Source organism: Dysgonomonas sp. HGC4, from assembly GCF_001261715.1.
Lineage (GTDB): Bacteria > Bacteroidota > Bacteroidia > Bacteroidales > Dysgonomonadaceae > Dysgonomonas_A.
Map to the genome: position 1 here is coordinate 71,055 of NZ_CVRU01000083.1, position 15,028 is coordinate 86,082.

Here is a 15,028-nt window from a genome sequence, read left to right on the forward strand (position 1 = left end):
TTTCTTTAAAATTCAGCGTTGTGTGGCGTTCGAGGGAACGGTATTACATCTCTAATGTTAGCCATACCAGTAACGAATAGCATGAGACGTTCAAATCCAAGCCCGAATCCGGCATGAGGAGCTGTTCCAAATTTACGGGTTTCTAAATACCACCATATCGGATCTGCATTCATTTCTGTTTCTTTGATACGATTCATTAGTTTGTCGTAATCCGCTTCACGTTCAGATCCGCCAATTATTTCTCCAATTTTTGGGAATAAAACATCCATTCCACGAACAGTTTTGCCATCTTCATTTTGTTTCATGTAGAATGACTTGATCTCTTTTGGATAATCAGTCAAAATTACGGGACATTTGAAGTGTTGTTCTACCAAATAACGTTCGTGTTCTGATTGAAGGTCGGCACCCCAATAGACAGGAAATTCGAATTTATGCTTACTTTCCTCTAAGATCTTAACTCCTTCGGTGTATGTCAAGCGAATAAATTTATTATTGGTAACGAAGTTTAATCTATCAATTAATTCTTTGTCATATTTATCAGCTAAGAAAGCAATATCATCTTTACAATTTTCGAGAGCATATTTGATTAGATATTGTAAGAAGTCTTCAGCTAAATCCATGTTATCATTGATATCATAGAATGCTACTTCCGGCTCTATCATCCAGAATTCGGCAAGATGTCGAGGAGTATTAGAGTTCTCTGCACGGAATGTAGGGCCAAAGGTGTATATAGCACCTAATGCCATAGCTCCTAGTTCACCTTCTAATTGTCCTGAAACTGTAAGATTAGTCTGACGTCCGAAGAAATCCTGACTGTAGTCTACTGCACCAGTTTCGGTACGAGGTGTATTATTGAAATCTAATGTGGTTGCTTGAAACATTGAACCCGCACCTTCAGCATCAGACGCTGTAATAATAGGCGTATGCAGGTAATAAAATCCATGATCATTAAAATATTTATGGATAGCAAATGACATGTGGTGACGCATACGAAGGATTGCTCCAAAAGTATTTGTTCTTGGGCGCAAGTGTGCAATTTCACGAAGATATTCTAAAGACGGACCATTCTTTTGTTTTTGTAATGGATATTCTTCAGGATCGGCAATACCATAGATCTCTATTTCTTTAGCTTGTATTTCGCAATTTTGTCCTTGTCCTTGTGATGCTACTAAGGTTCCAACTACATGGATACATGCTCCGGTAGTTATCTTTTTTAGTATATCCTCATTAAATAGCTCATTATCTGCAACTACTTGTATATTATTGATTGTAGAACCATCATTTAAATGTATAAAGCTTACAAATTTGTTGCCTCTTCGGGTACGTACCCATCCTTTGGCACTTACGGTTGCTCCAAAATCATCTCTGCGGAGCAAGTCTGAAATTTTAGTTCTACGAATTGTTTCCATTTTTAATTTAAGTTTGTCCTAAACTAGGGTTATAAGTTCTCTAAAATATGTATTGCTGCGTTTTGCATGTATAGCCATCTCTGTCATTATACATGCAAAAGCAGCAACAAGGTTTGTTACCTTATACTATTGTTTATTCGAATGCACCCATGCGGAGCATGTTTACTTCCGATTCAGTTAAATATCTCCATCGACCACGTGTTACATTTTTCTTGGTAAGTCCAGCAAAATATACACGATCTAATTTTAGCACCTGATATCCTAATTTTTCGAATATACGACGTACTATACGATTTCTTCCTGAGTGAATTTCGATTCCTACTTCATCAAGTACATCTTCTCCAACGTACGCGATCGAATCTGCATGAATTTCTCCATCATCAAGCATAATACCGTCAGCAATAGCTTGCATATCTTCTATGGCCACTTCGCGGTCTAATCTTACTTGATAAATCTTTTTCTTTACATATTTTGGATGCATTAGCTTAGAAGCTAAATCTCCATCATTAGTAAGTAGTAATACTCCGGTAGTGTTTCTGTCAAGACGACCTACTGGATAAATACGTTCAGGACATGCTCCTTTTACTAAATCCATAACAGTTTTTCTGTTTTGTGGATCGTCAGAAGTTGTCACCGTGTTTTTAGGTTTGTTTAGAAGTACATAAACTTTACTTTCTAGACGAACTGGTTTGTCTTGGAAAGTAACAGTGTCACCTCTTTTTACTTTAGCTCCTAATTCTGATACAAGTTCTCCGTTAACTCTTACTACACCGGCTGTAATGAACGAGTCGGCTTCGCGACGAGAACATACACCTGCATTAGCTAAGTATTTATTTAAACGGATTGGTGTTTCTGGATCTAAATTTTCTTTGTATTTAACAGGTTTAAATAACTGTTTAGGTCCCTTAGATCTGTTTTGAGAATCGCCAGATCTTTGATCTCTGTCATAAGGTCTGCGATTATTGTCTCTTGACTGATAAGAACTGTTTCTACGGTCTCCCGAGTTATAATTACCACCCCTGTCTCCGCCCGCATTGTAATTACTGCGTCTGTCATCAGAGTTGTAATTACTTCTTCTTTCTCCTGAATTGTAGTTGCCACCTCTGTCTCCGCCAGAATTGTAGTTGCTACGTCTGTCATCGGAATTGTAATTACTTCTTCTTTCTCCAGAGTTGTAATCACTACGTCTATCATCCGCATTATAGTTGCTGCGTCTGTCGTCAGAGTTATTATTATCCCGGTTAATCACAGGGCGAGTATCGCCTACACGAGGACGTTTTTTCTTCGCTTCACTCTGATTATTCTTGTTAAGAGACGGTTTATTTGATGATGAGTAACCATCTCGGCTTTCATTATCTCTGTCTGTAATCATCTGTAATAAGATTTAAATTTTAATCAATCAATTAATTATAATAGCCTCGCGGCTATTTGAGTTATACTCCAGTATATGTATGAGGCGTTATTTTCCTTAATTCTTCTTTTATTTCGTCACAAACAGATAGTCCATTAATGAAATTAGAGATAGAAGTCATTGTAATAGCCTCATTGGTACGAGTCAATTCTTTAAGAGCTTCGTATGGTTTTGGATACCCTTCACGACGCAATATAGTTTGTATTCCTTCAGCTACCACTGCCCAATTTTTCTCTAGATCGTTATCTAAAGCATCTTTATTTAAGAGTAACTTTCCTAATCCTTTAAGTGTACTTTGCAATGAGATAATAATGTGTCCCACAGGAACACCCACATTTCTTAGTACTGTCGAATCGGTTAAGTCTCTTTGTAGACGAGATATTGGCAATTTTGCTGATAAGTGTTCTAATATAGCATTAGCTATGCCCAGATTACCTTCTGCGTTTTCGAAATCAATAGGATTTACTTTATGAGGCATGGCTGATGAGCCTATTTCTCCTGCTTTTATTTTTTGCTTAAAGTATTCCATCGAAATATACTGCCAGAAGTCGCGATTCAAGTCAATCATGATCGTATTTATACGCTTCAATCCGTCAAAGATTGCTGCCATATTATCATAATTAGAGATCTGTGTTGTATATTCTTCTCTTACTAATCCTAATTTATCAGATACAAATTTCGAGCCAAAGTCTTTCCATTTGTATTGAGGATAAGCAACAGTATGAGCATTATAATTACCAGTTGCTCCTCCGAATTTAGCTGAAAATGGAACTGATTTTACTAAATCAACCTGATTCTTAAGTCGACTCACAAAAACCATTATCTCTTTACCTAAGCGGGTAGGGGATGCTGGCTGTCCATGAGTCTTTGCTAACATAGATACTTCTTCCCACTCTTCTGCTCTGCTTTGAAGTAGGTTTATAAGTCCCTCTAAAAGCGGATAATACACATTTTCTAATGCTTCTTTCAAAGAAAGAGGGATTGATGTATTATTTATATCCTGTGAAGTCAATCCAAAATGGATGAATTCTTTGTATTGCTCTAAGTGTAGAACATCAAATTTTTCTTTGATGAAATATTCGACAGCTTTTACATCATGATTAGTTATGCTCTCAATTTCTTTGATGTGAGTAGCATCCTCTTTTGTGAAATTTGTAACTATTTTCCTTAATTCGGGAAAAATTGTATGATTGATATTCTTCAATTGTGGTAATGGAAGTTCGCATAAAGCTATGAAGTACTCAACTTCAACTAATACACGGTATTTGATCAATGCATATTCCGAGAAGTAGTTTGCTAATTCTTCGGTTTTGTTACGATAACGACCATCAATCGGACTAATGGCTGTTAGGGTATCTAATTTCATGATGGTTATTTTGAGTTTAATAGTAAGATATCATCCTTTTTGATGCTCCTAAGTGCCTTACAAAGGTAATTATTAAATCAATTATTTGTAGCCAATTACAAGAAAAAACTTGATAAAATATATGATTATTGGTGAAAATAGGATAATATGTTTATTTTTGAATGGATATATACTAATTCATATTTTAGTATTATATGCTCTAATATAGTTTCTGTCAATTCTATTGCTTCTTTATGAAGCAAGCAAATCTTACATTTCAATAGACTTAAAATGCTTCAATTATTCTTAAATCCTAATGTTGTAGAGGCTGGTTGTGATGAAGCCGGACGCGGATGCTTGGCCGGTCCTGTGTTTGCAGCAGCAGTAATTTTGCCACCCGATTTTAGTTGTGAATTATTGAATGATTCGAAACAACTAAAAGAAAAAACAAGGTATAGTCTACGAACGATTATTGAGGAGCAAGCTTTGGCATGGGCTGTTGGAATTGTCTCGCATTCAGAGATTGATGAGATAAATATTTTGAATGCATCTTTCTTGGCAATGCATAGAGCTGTGTCTGATTTAGCAATTGTCCCCGAACATTTACTCATTGATGGAAATCGGTTTAAGAAGTATGAAGATATACCTCATACTTGTATTGTAAAAGGTGATGGTAAATTTTTAGCTATTGCAGCAGCCTCTGTATTAGCAAAAACTTACAGAGATGACTTTATGATGAAATTAAATGAAGAATACCCTCAGTATGGGTGGAATCAGAATAAAGGATACCCCACTATGAAGCATAGGCTGGCGATTGAAGAACATGGGATAACGCCTTATCATCGTTTGACGTTTAATCTGAAAAACAAACAACTTAGTCTTGATTTTGAGTAATGTCAGCTTTTTGATGCTCTATATATGGTTGTAATAAACTACAGCTATTTTACTTGCCAAAGTAATAAAAAGGTCTGATTCCTTAAAGACTATCCGGTGCATTTAGTGCATCAGCTAAACTGTCGGCTAATTCGTTAAGGAAGAAAAGTGTGCTTCTTTGAATATTTACTCTTAGTTCTTGCTGTGGTCCTGCAGTTTCTAATGCCGATGGTGTAATAATATCTTCGGCTTTTACACTTTTCTTTACATTATGTAGTTTGTAAGTAATACCTTTTACTTCAAATACACATTTATCATTAAATATAAATGTATTGAGGTGGTAAGTCATAACCACTTTCTCTCTTATCTTATCATTATTTTCAGGAAGAAGAAGTTCTATTCTTGATTTTATAATAATCTCTTTATTAGTGTTATCGTATCTTATATTTGATATAAGAGGAGAAGAGGCATATCTTTCTTTACCCCATTCTTTTACCCTGTGAAAACTTTTTTCAATGTCATTATTATTTAGAGGGATCTCTCTTACCAATACTACTTGATTGTTGAATAGGGGGGCATAAGTAAATTTATCATTCTGAACTAATACTTGTGCAAAGATGTTGCCAGATAACAAGGTCAAGAAGAATACTAAACAGATTGTTATGCTTTTTAGTCTGGTCATAGTGTTTACTTATTTTATAATAATGAATTCCTGCTTATTTATGAGCTTGTTGTTGAAAGAAGTTTGTGTGAATTTTACTGCACTAGCTATACAGACAACAAAATAAGTCTTTTGTATTCTTGCAAATTTATGAAAAATATAATAGTGCAGTGGTAGTTTAACAATAAAAAAGAAAAAGGAAGAATAATTATTCTTCCTTTGCTTTTAGATAGTTTTTTAGCGTATTTGAGTACATCTCCAATATCTTATTCCTAAGGAAAGGAATATCTTTATTTTCGAGTTTTATCTTATCAATCTGTTTTGACATATACTCCTTGAAATCATTTATCTGTTGGTCGGTGTAATGCTCTTTGTATTTGTTAGAGCTTTCTAATAGATCGTGAGCAATGTAATTGCATGGATAAAATTCATAATTCAAATGAATTTCGCGATCAATAATTCGAGCTACTGCCGATGTACGTTCTTTTTTATCTAATGATTCTATTGAACCTAGCTTATCATTGATCTCATCACCAAAACGGAAGTGAATTTTTCCCTTAAAGCCAAGTAATCCGATTTCCATATTTCGAAGATCATCTATTTGAGCTTTTTTGTATTCGGGATTATCTCTTTTAAGCTGAAATTCCATAGCCTTAAGATAATCACAAGGGTCATATTCGTATGAAATAGACAGAGGTAATATGTTTAGGCTTTTAATTCTTTCAACGAATCCTCCTGATGGTGCAGATAATGCAAGCATTTTCAATACACTTTCCTGAGTTTTATCATTAGAATCTTTTGCACGTCCTTCTCTTTGAGCAAGCCAAACAGACTCCTTCTTTTCATTGATAACGTAATGAATATATTCCGACATATGGATTGATACTTCAAGCATTTGTCTAACGGATACACCACGTCTTACAAGGAAGCTTTTGTTGAGACGAACTAATTTCTCGATCCAAGGGTGGATTAGTAAATTGTCACCGATGGCAATTTCTGTTGTTTTCATCCCCTTCTCATTGCGGAGGATATTAAGTATCCCTGCATCCAGAATTATGTCCCGGTGGTTTGATATGATAAGGCGTGCTTTGTCTCCTAGTTTTTCCCATCCGGAACTAGTCACACCAGATGATGTTTTATTTGCTAATGCCCATACAGTAGGGGCAATCATTTTTGATTGAAAATCGAATTTTGTATTGTATTTCAACATCTCAGATGAAAACTCATCCCAATTTATATCCGGAAGTATATACTTAACAGCATACATAAACCCCGGATCTACTAGTAATTCTTGGATAGCTTTCTTTACGTCCTTGTCTTCTAAAGGGGCTATATCAACGAATTTATTATCGCTCATCATAAACTCTTTTGTGTTTTTTGAAATTCACATTCAATTATTTCACTTAAAACATCTGTCATGCTCAAACCGGCAGCTTTAACCTGCTGTGGAAGAAAGCTTGTCGTGGTCATGCCCGGTGTTGTATTCACCTCTAAAAAATAGGGGGTGTTTTCTGAAATTATAAAATCTGCTCTTATTATTCCTTTCGCTCCTACCAGATCATATACTTTAGATGTGAGCTGTTGTATATTCAATGTCATTTCTGGAGATAGATCGGCTGGAGTTATTTCTTGAACCTCTCCCATATATTTAGCATTGTAATCGAAGAACTCATTCTCTGTAATTACTTCAGTTATAGGAAATACTACTTCGTGTTCTTTCGTCTTGTAACAGCCACAAGTCACTTCTCTTCCACTTATAAAGCTTTCAATAATAACATCAGAGGCTTCGCCAAAAGCAAAATCTATAGCTTCTTGCATTTTATCGATCGATTTTACTTTAGTTGTAGCAAAACTCGATCCTCCTGTATTTGGTTTTATAAATACCGGGAATTTAAGGCTTTCAGCAATACTCTCGATATTGTACTTAGTTTCCCTTCTTAAGTATACTGATTTTGCAACGTTGAATCCGAAATTCTTCAAGAAATTATTGCATACAAATTTATTGAATGTAATAGCCGAAGTCATCCAGTCACAAGAAGAATAGGGGATGTCTAGCATGTCAAAATAACCTTGCAGACGTCCATCCTCTCCTGGAGTACCATGGATAGTTATATAGGCGAAATCAATTTTTATTTTTTCTGAATCGAAAGTAATACTGAAGTCGTTTTTATCAACATTATATTCTTTATCCTCAATATTTGCAGTCCATCCTTTTTTGTCTATTTTTATTTTATAGACATTATATCGGTCTTTGTCTAGGAACGAATATATTCCGTTCATGCTTTTTTCCGAGACTACAATCTCAGAAGAATATCCTCCCCATATAATTGCAACATTTTTCTTCATGGCAAGTATTTAATATTCTCAGATATATTATTGTTAAAGTTAAAAGTCTCTATTCGAAATGTAGCCTCTCCATTTATCAATCATAAGAGTCATATCTTCAGGTAGAGAAGATTCAAATAACATTTCTTCTCCTGTACGAGGATGGATGAAGCCCAATGATTTAGCATGGAGTGCCTGACGTGGACACAAATTGAAGCAGTTTTGGACAAATTGCTTGTATTTTGTAAAAGCAGTACCTTTTAATATAATATTGCCCCCATATCGCTCATCGTTAAATAACGTATGTCCTATATGTTTCATGTGGACACGTATTTGATGGGTGCGACCTGTTTCGAGACGACATTTAACTAGTGTTACATAGCCTAATCGTTCTAATACTTCGTAGTTGGTAACCGCAGGCTTTCCTAATTCGGGATCTTCAAAAACAGTCATTTGTAGTCTGTCTCTCACGTTCCTTCCTATGTTGCCTTCAATGCGACCAGAGTCTTGTTCGATTGCTCCCCAAACTAATGCGATATATTCGCGTTTAGTGCTTTTGTCAAAGAATTGTTTTGATAAGTGAGTTTTAGCTGCCGGATTTTTAGCAATTACTAATAAACCAGAGGTGTCTTTGTCTATACGATGCACTAATCCTAAACGAGGATCTTTAGCATCATATTCGGGAGTGTTTTGTAAGTGAAAAGCAATTGCATTCACCAACGTTCCGGTATAGTTACCGTGACCTGGGTGTACAACTAATCCTGCTTGTTTATTAATCACCATCAAATCTTCATCCTCATATACAATGTCAATCGGTAAGTCCTCGGGGATTATTTCAATCTCTCGACGAGGACGATCCATAACTATTGTTACGACATCGTTAGGCTTCACTTTGTAGTTTGATTTTACGGGTGTTCCGTTTACTAAAATACAATTTACATCTGCTGCATTTTGTATTCTATTACGCGATATTCCGTCTATACGTGTTGTTATAAATTTGTCAACACGCAGCAGTCCCTGTCCTTTGTCGGCTACAAACCGATAATGTTCAAATAATTCGGACGAGTCTTGTTCTGGATCTCCTTCTATGAGATCTTCTATATCTTCAAGCTGATTGGTCATTCGGTGGATGTTTCACTTCCTTCAATGTGTAAACTGTCTAGGGAAGTGTCGCTTCCATTGCCATTTCCTACTTTCAAGGTTACGGTTGAGCCCTTTGGTATTTTTTGCCCACCTTTAAGCGGAGTACCTTTGTATTCAACACCATAAACTAAATCTTGAAATTCGGATGGAACAGAAACTATATTAATTTGATAAATTCCTAATGCATTAAGCAGTGTTTCTGCCTGTCTTAAAGAAGCGTCTTCCAGATCGGGAATTGCTACCAAAGGTTCGTTTTTAGCTTGTATTGTGAGGTATATTGTACGCCCGTGTTTTACACTGGATTTTCCACTTGGGATTTGTTCTAGAATAGCTCCGGGTACACCGTCTTTTTGAAAAAGAGAGTCTACTATTTCGTATCTTAAGTTTTTCGCAGCAATCATAGCCGCTGCATCTTCAATTTGTAGTCCTTTCAAATCAGGAACTTCTATTGCCTGATCGTGGCGAGTGTATTTATTGACAAAAAAAAGCGTAATTCCGATAAGAACAATTGCAATGACAATCATTGCTGCTATGTTCTTTACGTATGTATTACTAATTACTTTTTTTAGAAAACTATTTGTTCCTTTATCTTTTCCCATCGTATCTCTAAAATCTCATGTTCTGAACTGCAAAAGTATTAAAAAAAAGACATGTAAGTTATAGCTTTTGTATTTTTTAGTAAACGAAAAGGATAATCTATTAGAATAGACTATCCTTTTTGTTTTATCTGAGTGTATATGTGTATGTTACTCAGGCTTTGTGATCGGAATCTGGCGTTTTACTCCTTGACTCAAAGAAATCATTGTTTCGGTTGCTACAACACCGGGTATCTCCTGTATTTTATTATTCAAGAGCTCCATTAAATGTTCGTTATCCTTAGCATATAATTTAACCAAAATAGTATAAGGTCCTGTTGTAAAGTGAGACTCTACTACCTCAGGTATCTTATCAAGTTCAGGTATTACAGTTTTATACATCGATCCTTTTTCTAATTTTACACCGATATATGTACATGTATTATAGCCTAAAACTTTAGGGTTGATAATATATCCTGATCCTACGATTACTTTCATTTCGATCATTCGCTGTACACGTTGATGTATAGCTGCTCTGGATACACCACATTCTAGGGCAACATCTTTGAATGGAATCCTTGCATTCTGCGAAATAATTTCGAGAATCTTTTTGTCAAGTTTATCAATCTTTTCCATATTCTTTCTTTTTATTCTATTTATGTGTCAAATATAGTAGTATTTTTTTAGCTACGTATTTTTTTAGGAGAAAAAATGGCTCTTTTGCTAGCATATTATTAAAATAATACGGCTTTATCGCATTGTAAAATGTAAGATAGGGTCATTTAAACTAAACTATATCTTTTTTTGCTCATTTATTTCTTGATATTGTGCTTGGTAAATTTCGCATTGTTAATTTAAAAGTATATTTTCGCACACAAATTAACCTTGGATAAGGTTTTTTAATAAAATATTTAAAATTGTCGTTTGATAATTGAGCCTTATTTCCGAAACATTAATAATTTATCACATACTAATTAATAACTGATTATATACTATTCACTACTAATAACAACAAAGCTCAATGAAAAAAATTAAGATTTATGTTTCGGCACTGATGGTGCTAGGAGGTTCCTTTGCGTTTACGTCATGCGTAGATGATAACGAATCGTCAAGTGTAAAGGAAGTTAGAGAGGCTTATGCAAATCAGCTAAAGGCTCAGGCTGAATTATTGAAAGCTCAGCTAGAAGCTGATAAGATAAAGGGGGCTGTTGAGGTCTTATTAATGGAGGCTCAAGTAGAGCAGGTGAAAAGCCAGACTAAACTAAATGAGGCTAATGCTGCTTTAGCAATTGCGCAAACTGAAGGAGAGAAGAAGAAAGCTGAATCGGATCAATTGATTGCAGCTGAAGAACTGAAAAGCCTTCAAGCAAAAGTTAAGTATGAACTTGAAGAGTATAAGTATAAACTTGAACAGGTTCAGATTGTAGCTGAGATTGAAATGTTGAAGCTTAAAGCTGAATTGGATAAAGCTAAAAATCAACAGGATGAAGTTCTTAATAAAGCTGTAAATGATTATAAGGTTTACATCGGAGAAGTAAATTTACTTAAAAAGACATTGGCTCAGGCAGAATTAAACTTAGCCTATGATAAAGCAGTATTGGCAGATCTGAAGATAACAACAGAAGCAAACACAGAAGCAAGTATTCGTCTATATAATGATTGGATTGTAAATCTGGAATCTAGAATAGCAAATGATAAGAAACGAATAGCTTCATGGAATCAGATATTAACAAATGTTGATGCTGCGAAACTTGAAAAAGAGATAGCTGAAAAGACCAAAGAATACGATGCTCTTTTGATTAAGCAGGCTACACTATATAAGGAGTATAATGCTGCTCAAGCCAAATTTGCAAATGGAGCAAGGAAAGATCTTGTCGATTTTCAAGATTTAGTAGGTAAGAATAGCACTTGGAATTCGATGCCTTATAATATGACTTATTATTCGATAGAAGAAATAAATGCAACTATAACCGAGACCACAAAAAATATTGCTGCTTATAAAACACAGATAGAGCAGAAAAATGCAGATGTAGCTAAATACAGAGCGAAAACGGCAACATTATATACTACTCTCAAGAGCACAGAGGCCGAAAAAGACAAACTTTATGCTTTGTATGATGAAGCCAGAAGTGCATACTATAACGATTGGTCTACTGCTAATTATAATAAAATGAATGCTGCTTACGATAAGTATCAAGCAGCATATAATACTTATAATAACGCGTCAAGCGCCTATTCTTCTAATCAAAGCATGATCAGTAATTTAGAATACAATATTTCGGATTTGCAGTATTCATTGAATTCGACTCAAAATTCATTGACCAAGGCTAATAACCAGAAAGCGGCTTACGGTGGAGATGCAAACAAAGCTACAAAATTAGCAGAGGCTTATATTGTTGCCGAAAAGATCTATAATGCAGCTTATACCGCACATGTAAACAATCGAAATGAAGTGTATAGTATGTCAGCTTATATTCAGGAGTTAACTACTATATATTATAGTGGAGATCTGATATATCCTGGAGGTAATAGCATTTGGACAAGTTCATTAGAGCAAGTGAAAGCGAGAATAAAAGAACTTGAAGCTAATGTTGTTAATAATGAAGCTAGTTTAGCTCAGTATAAGAGAGATATTACCAATGCTAAAGAGTTGAATAAACGTGCTCTTGCTGAACTTGATCAAAAAATCAAAAATGCAGATGCTGAAATTGCTACTCTAAAAACATTGCTTCCAATTGCTGAAAAACAGGCTAGTGATGCCAAAGCGATTATTGATGTACGTATGAAATAAATAAAAACAGAGAAATAATGAAAAAAATATTTAGTTCTATTGTGTTTTTATTTATCGGGTTTGGGAGTGTGTTATCTGCTCAGGAAGATGTAGCTAATTATGCACCCGAAAAAGGAGATGTTATGCTTTCAGTCAATTTTGGAGTAGGTTCTTATATTGGGATGTCTGCGCCAAAACCAAATCTATCTGAATATACTCTTTCTGCGCCCATGTCTGCTTGGTTTGATAAAAAGCCAATTTTAGATGTTGAAGCAAAATTGTTTGTTTCAGATGATTGGGCACTAAAGCTTACAGGAGGATTTACTTATAGTAATAATCCAGGGTATAGCGAAGTTGTAGGGACTGTAGGGATAGAATCGGGGTCAGGGTCAATACCAACTTACAAAGCTGTACCGAATAGCGATAATATTCAGTATGCTATTGGATTAGGTGCCGATCGTTATTATGCATCTAGGAGTGATCGTTTGTTCATCCGCTTTGGAGGAGAAGTAGGTTTTGCTTATGGTAAAGTGACAGCTAAGGCTGACAGCCAAGAGTATATGGGGGCTTCTATTGCCGAAGCGTATGGTTTTCGCATAGCTCCAGTATGCGGATTCGACTATTTCTTTGATAAATTGTTGTTTGTAGGTGTGGATGTACGTCCCGTGGCTTACCAATACACAGTTTATAAAGAACGCCCTCAAGCAGGATTAGGTAATTTATCTTCTGATAATCATACTTTCTCGTTTATCTCACAACCGATGATAAAGTTGGGGATTAAATTTTAAAGAAGAGATTGATCTATCATAAAAAAAGAGACTGATATATATCAGTCTCTTTTTTTATGAAGTTTTCGAAAAATTATTTTTCGATGCTCACTAATTCAATATCAAAGATAAGAGTTGAGAATGGAGCGATAGAACCAGCTTGTTGTGCACCGTATGCTAGGTCGTAAGGGATGTATAAAGTCCATTTTGAACCTGCAGGCATTAATTGAAGAGCTTCTGTCCATCCTTTGATTACTTGACCAACGCCAAATACAACAGGATCTTTACCTTCGTTAGTTTCAAACACAGTACCATCAATCAATGATCCTTTGTAGAATACCTTAACTCTATCGCTAGCAGTTGGTATTGCACCTGTACCTTGTTTTACTACTTTGTATTGAAGACCACTAGGAAGTGCTACAACGCCATCTTTAGCTTTGTTTTCTTCTAGAAATTTATTAGCCGCTTCGATTTGAGGACCGTTTTGTTTCTTAAGTTCTTCTTCTTGTTTAGCTTGAGCTTTAGCTTGAGAAGCCATCATTTTACCTTGAACTATTTCAGTTGCATTTTCAATAGCAAGTTTTTCATGTTTCAGAGAGTTAAGTAAACCTGCAAGTAAAGCTGATTTATTAACTTGTGCCGAATCTAATACTTGATTTTGGAAACCTTCAGTCATTTGTTTTAGTTGGCTTCCGATTTGAAGACCGCTAAAATATGCATCTTGATCTTTGCTATTGCTGTTGAAGCTTTCGCTTAATCCTTTGATGAATTGAACTAGGTTCTTAGAGTTAGCTTTGTTTAAAGAATCTATTTTTGAAACTAGAGCTTTTTCAAGTTGAGCTTTTTTTGCAGGATCTGCTTCTGCAGCAATACGTTGTCCTTCTACTGCTTTGAACATAGCAGTGTCTTGGATCACGCCTAGTTGTGATAGATACTGATTTAGTCCACCTTCTGATAGTTGTACTCCATAAGCATAAGAAAGAGAATCAACCTCAGTCTTTAAGGTTGCATTAGGAGTGCCGGCGCCTCCTTGACAAGAAACAGCCATTGTACCAATAGCAGCAATTGCACTAAGTGCAAGGATTTGAAATTTTTTCATTTGAAAAATTAATTATGATTTAATTATTATACAATATCCAATACTTCTACTTCGAATACTAATGCAGAGTTAGGTTCGATAGATTGTCCAGCTCCAGCTTTGCCATAAGCAAGATCAGCAGGTATAAACAATTTCCATTTTGAACCTACGGGCATTAATTGAAGAGCTTCTACCCAACCTTTGATTACTTGATTTACACCAAAAGTAGCAGGTGTGCCACGTTGTACGCTACTGTCAAATACAGTACCATCGATAAGTGTACCGTGGTAGTGACATTTTACCTGATCGGTAGCTTGTGGAAGTTTACCTTCTCCTTTAGTGATGATTTCGTATTGTAATCCGCTAGGAAGAGTTACTACTTCTGGGCGTTTTTTGTTGATTTCTAAGAATTCTTGACCAGCTTTTTCGTTGATGTCAAGTTTTTCTGCTTGTAGATTTGTAAAGTAGTCATTAATAACGCTCTTAGCTTCGTCGTAGCTCATAGATGGTTGATTATCGTTTAATACATCTGCAAGTGCTTTAGCAAATACTTCGATGTCGATTTTTTTGATACCTGAGCTTAAAAAATTGTTTCCAATACTAAGTCCTAAAGCGTAGCTTATTTTATCCATTGTTTTTCTATTATTCGGGATTTTCCTTTTTATACCCTA

At 35.4% G+C, this 15,028-nt stretch carries 14 protein-coding genes; 3 read left to right on the forward strand and 11 right to left on the reverse strand.

The genetic code is table 11. From position 1 onward, the window contains the following. Positions 1 to 5: 5 nt before the first annotated feature. The 3 genes from asnS to purB all read right to left on the reverse strand — a co-directional run bounded on the left by asnS (position 6) and on the right by purB (position 4,186). Positions 6 to 1,409, reverse strand: a complete 1,404-nt coding sequence (asnS, locus tag HGC4_RS08565) for an asparagine--tRNA ligase (protein ID WP_050709715.1) — start codon at positions 1,407 to 1,409, stop codon at positions 6 to 8. Between the two features lie 133 nt (positions 1,410 to 1,542). Continuing rightward, entirely contained in the window at positions 1,543 to 2,781 is a 1,239-nt protein-coding gene (locus HGC4_RS08570) for a pseudouridine synthase (RefSeq protein WP_050709716.1), read from the reverse strand. A 61-nt stretch (positions 2,782 to 2,842) separates the two neighbouring features. Beyond that, positions 2,843 to 4,186, reverse strand: coding sequence for an adenylosuccinate lyase (gene purB / locus HGC4_RS08575; protein ID WP_050709717.1), 1,344 nt, complete (start codon positions 4,184 to 4,186; stop codon positions 2,843 to 2,845). Positions 4,187 to 4,456: 270 nt separating this feature from the next. On the opposite strand from purB, the gene HGC4_RS08580 reads away from it, so the two are divergent. Beyond that, the gene (locus tag HGC4_RS08580) at positions 4,457 to 5,059 is read left to right on the forward strand and encodes a ribonuclease HII (protein ID WP_050709718.1); all 603 of its coding nucleotides are present in this window, start codon (positions 4,457 to 4,459) and stop codon (positions 5,057 to 5,059) included. 82 nt (positions 5,060 to 5,141) lie between these two features. Here HGC4_RS08580 and HGC4_RS08585 read toward each other — a convergent pair whose 3' ends face one another. From HGC4_RS08585 to HGC4_RS08610, 6 genes are all read right to left on the reverse strand, one after another. After that, a complete protein-coding gene (locus HGC4_RS08585) occupies positions 5,142 to 5,720 on the reverse strand; it encodes a DUF4468 domain-containing protein (protein ID WP_050709719.1) in 579 nt (192 codons plus the stop codon). A gap of 187 nt (positions 5,721 to 5,907) precedes the next feature. Beyond that, positions 5,908 to 7,056, reverse strand: a complete 1,149-nt coding sequence (locus HGC4_RS08590) for a hypothetical protein (protein ID WP_050709744.1) — start codon at positions 7,054 to 7,056, stop codon at positions 5,908 to 5,910. Then, positions 7,056 to 8,045 carry a D-alanine--D-alanine ligase gene (locus tag HGC4_RS08595; RefSeq protein WP_050709720.1) on the reverse strand — a complete coding sequence of 330 codons (990 nt, stop codon included), beginning with the start codon at positions 8,043 to 8,045 and terminating at the stop codon, positions 7,056 to 7,058. The genes HGC4_RS08590 and HGC4_RS08595 overlap by 1 nt, the downstream gene beginning before the upstream one ends. Positions 8,046 to 8,084: 39 nt before the next feature. Beyond that, the gene (locus tag HGC4_RS08600) at positions 8,085 to 9,146 is read right to left on the reverse strand and encodes an RluA family pseudouridine synthase (RefSeq protein WP_050709721.1); all 1,062 of its coding nucleotides are present in this window, start codon (positions 9,144 to 9,146) and stop codon (positions 8,085 to 8,087) included. After that, positions 9,143 to 9,766, reverse strand: coding sequence for a PASTA domain-containing protein (locus tag HGC4_RS08605; protein WP_050709722.1), 624 nt, complete (start codon positions 9,764 to 9,766; stop codon positions 9,143 to 9,145). The genes HGC4_RS08600 and HGC4_RS08605 overlap by 4 nt, the downstream gene beginning before the upstream one ends. Before the next feature lie 147 nt (positions 9,767 to 9,913). Beyond that, the gene (locus tag HGC4_RS08610; RefSeq protein WP_050709723.1) at positions 9,914 to 10,378 is read right to left on the reverse strand and encodes an Lrp/AsnC family transcriptional regulator; all 465 of its coding nucleotides are present in this window, start codon (positions 10,376 to 10,378) and stop codon (positions 9,914 to 9,916) included. A 385-nt stretch (positions 10,379 to 10,763) separates the two neighbouring features. On the opposite strand from HGC4_RS08610, the gene HGC4_RS08615 reads away from it, so the two are divergent. Both HGC4_RS08615 and HGC4_RS08620 read left to right on the forward strand, forming a co-directional pair. Then, positions 10,764 to 12,533 (forward strand): coiled-coil domain-containing protein, encoded by a 1,770-nt coding sequence (locus HGC4_RS08615; protein ID WP_050709724.1) that lies wholly within the window; start codon positions 10,764 to 10,766, stop codon positions 12,531 to 12,533. A 17-nt stretch (positions 12,534 to 12,550) separates the two neighbouring features. Then, positions 12,551 to 13,300, forward strand: a complete 750-nt coding sequence (locus HGC4_RS08620) for a BT1926 family outer membrane beta-barrel protein (protein WP_050709725.1) — start codon at positions 12,551 to 12,553, stop codon at positions 13,298 to 13,300. Positions 13,301 to 13,373: 73 nt separating this feature from the next. Here the strand turns inward: HGC4_RS08620 and HGC4_RS08625 are convergent, their stop codons facing one another. Both HGC4_RS08625 and HGC4_RS08630 read right to left on the reverse strand, forming a co-directional pair. Beyond that, complete coding sequence (locus tag HGC4_RS08625; protein ID WP_050709726.1) at positions 13,374 to 14,378, reverse strand: FKBP-type peptidyl-prolyl cis-trans isomerase; 1,005 nt, start codon at positions 14,376 to 14,378, stop codon at positions 13,374 to 13,376. A gap of 26 nt (positions 14,379 to 14,404) precedes the next feature. Further along, positions 14,405 to 14,989, reverse strand: coding sequence for an FKBP-type peptidyl-prolyl cis-trans isomerase (locus HGC4_RS08630; protein WP_050709727.1), 585 nt, complete (start codon positions 14,987 to 14,989; stop codon positions 14,405 to 14,407). Positions 14,990 to 15,028: the final 39 nt, after the last annotated feature.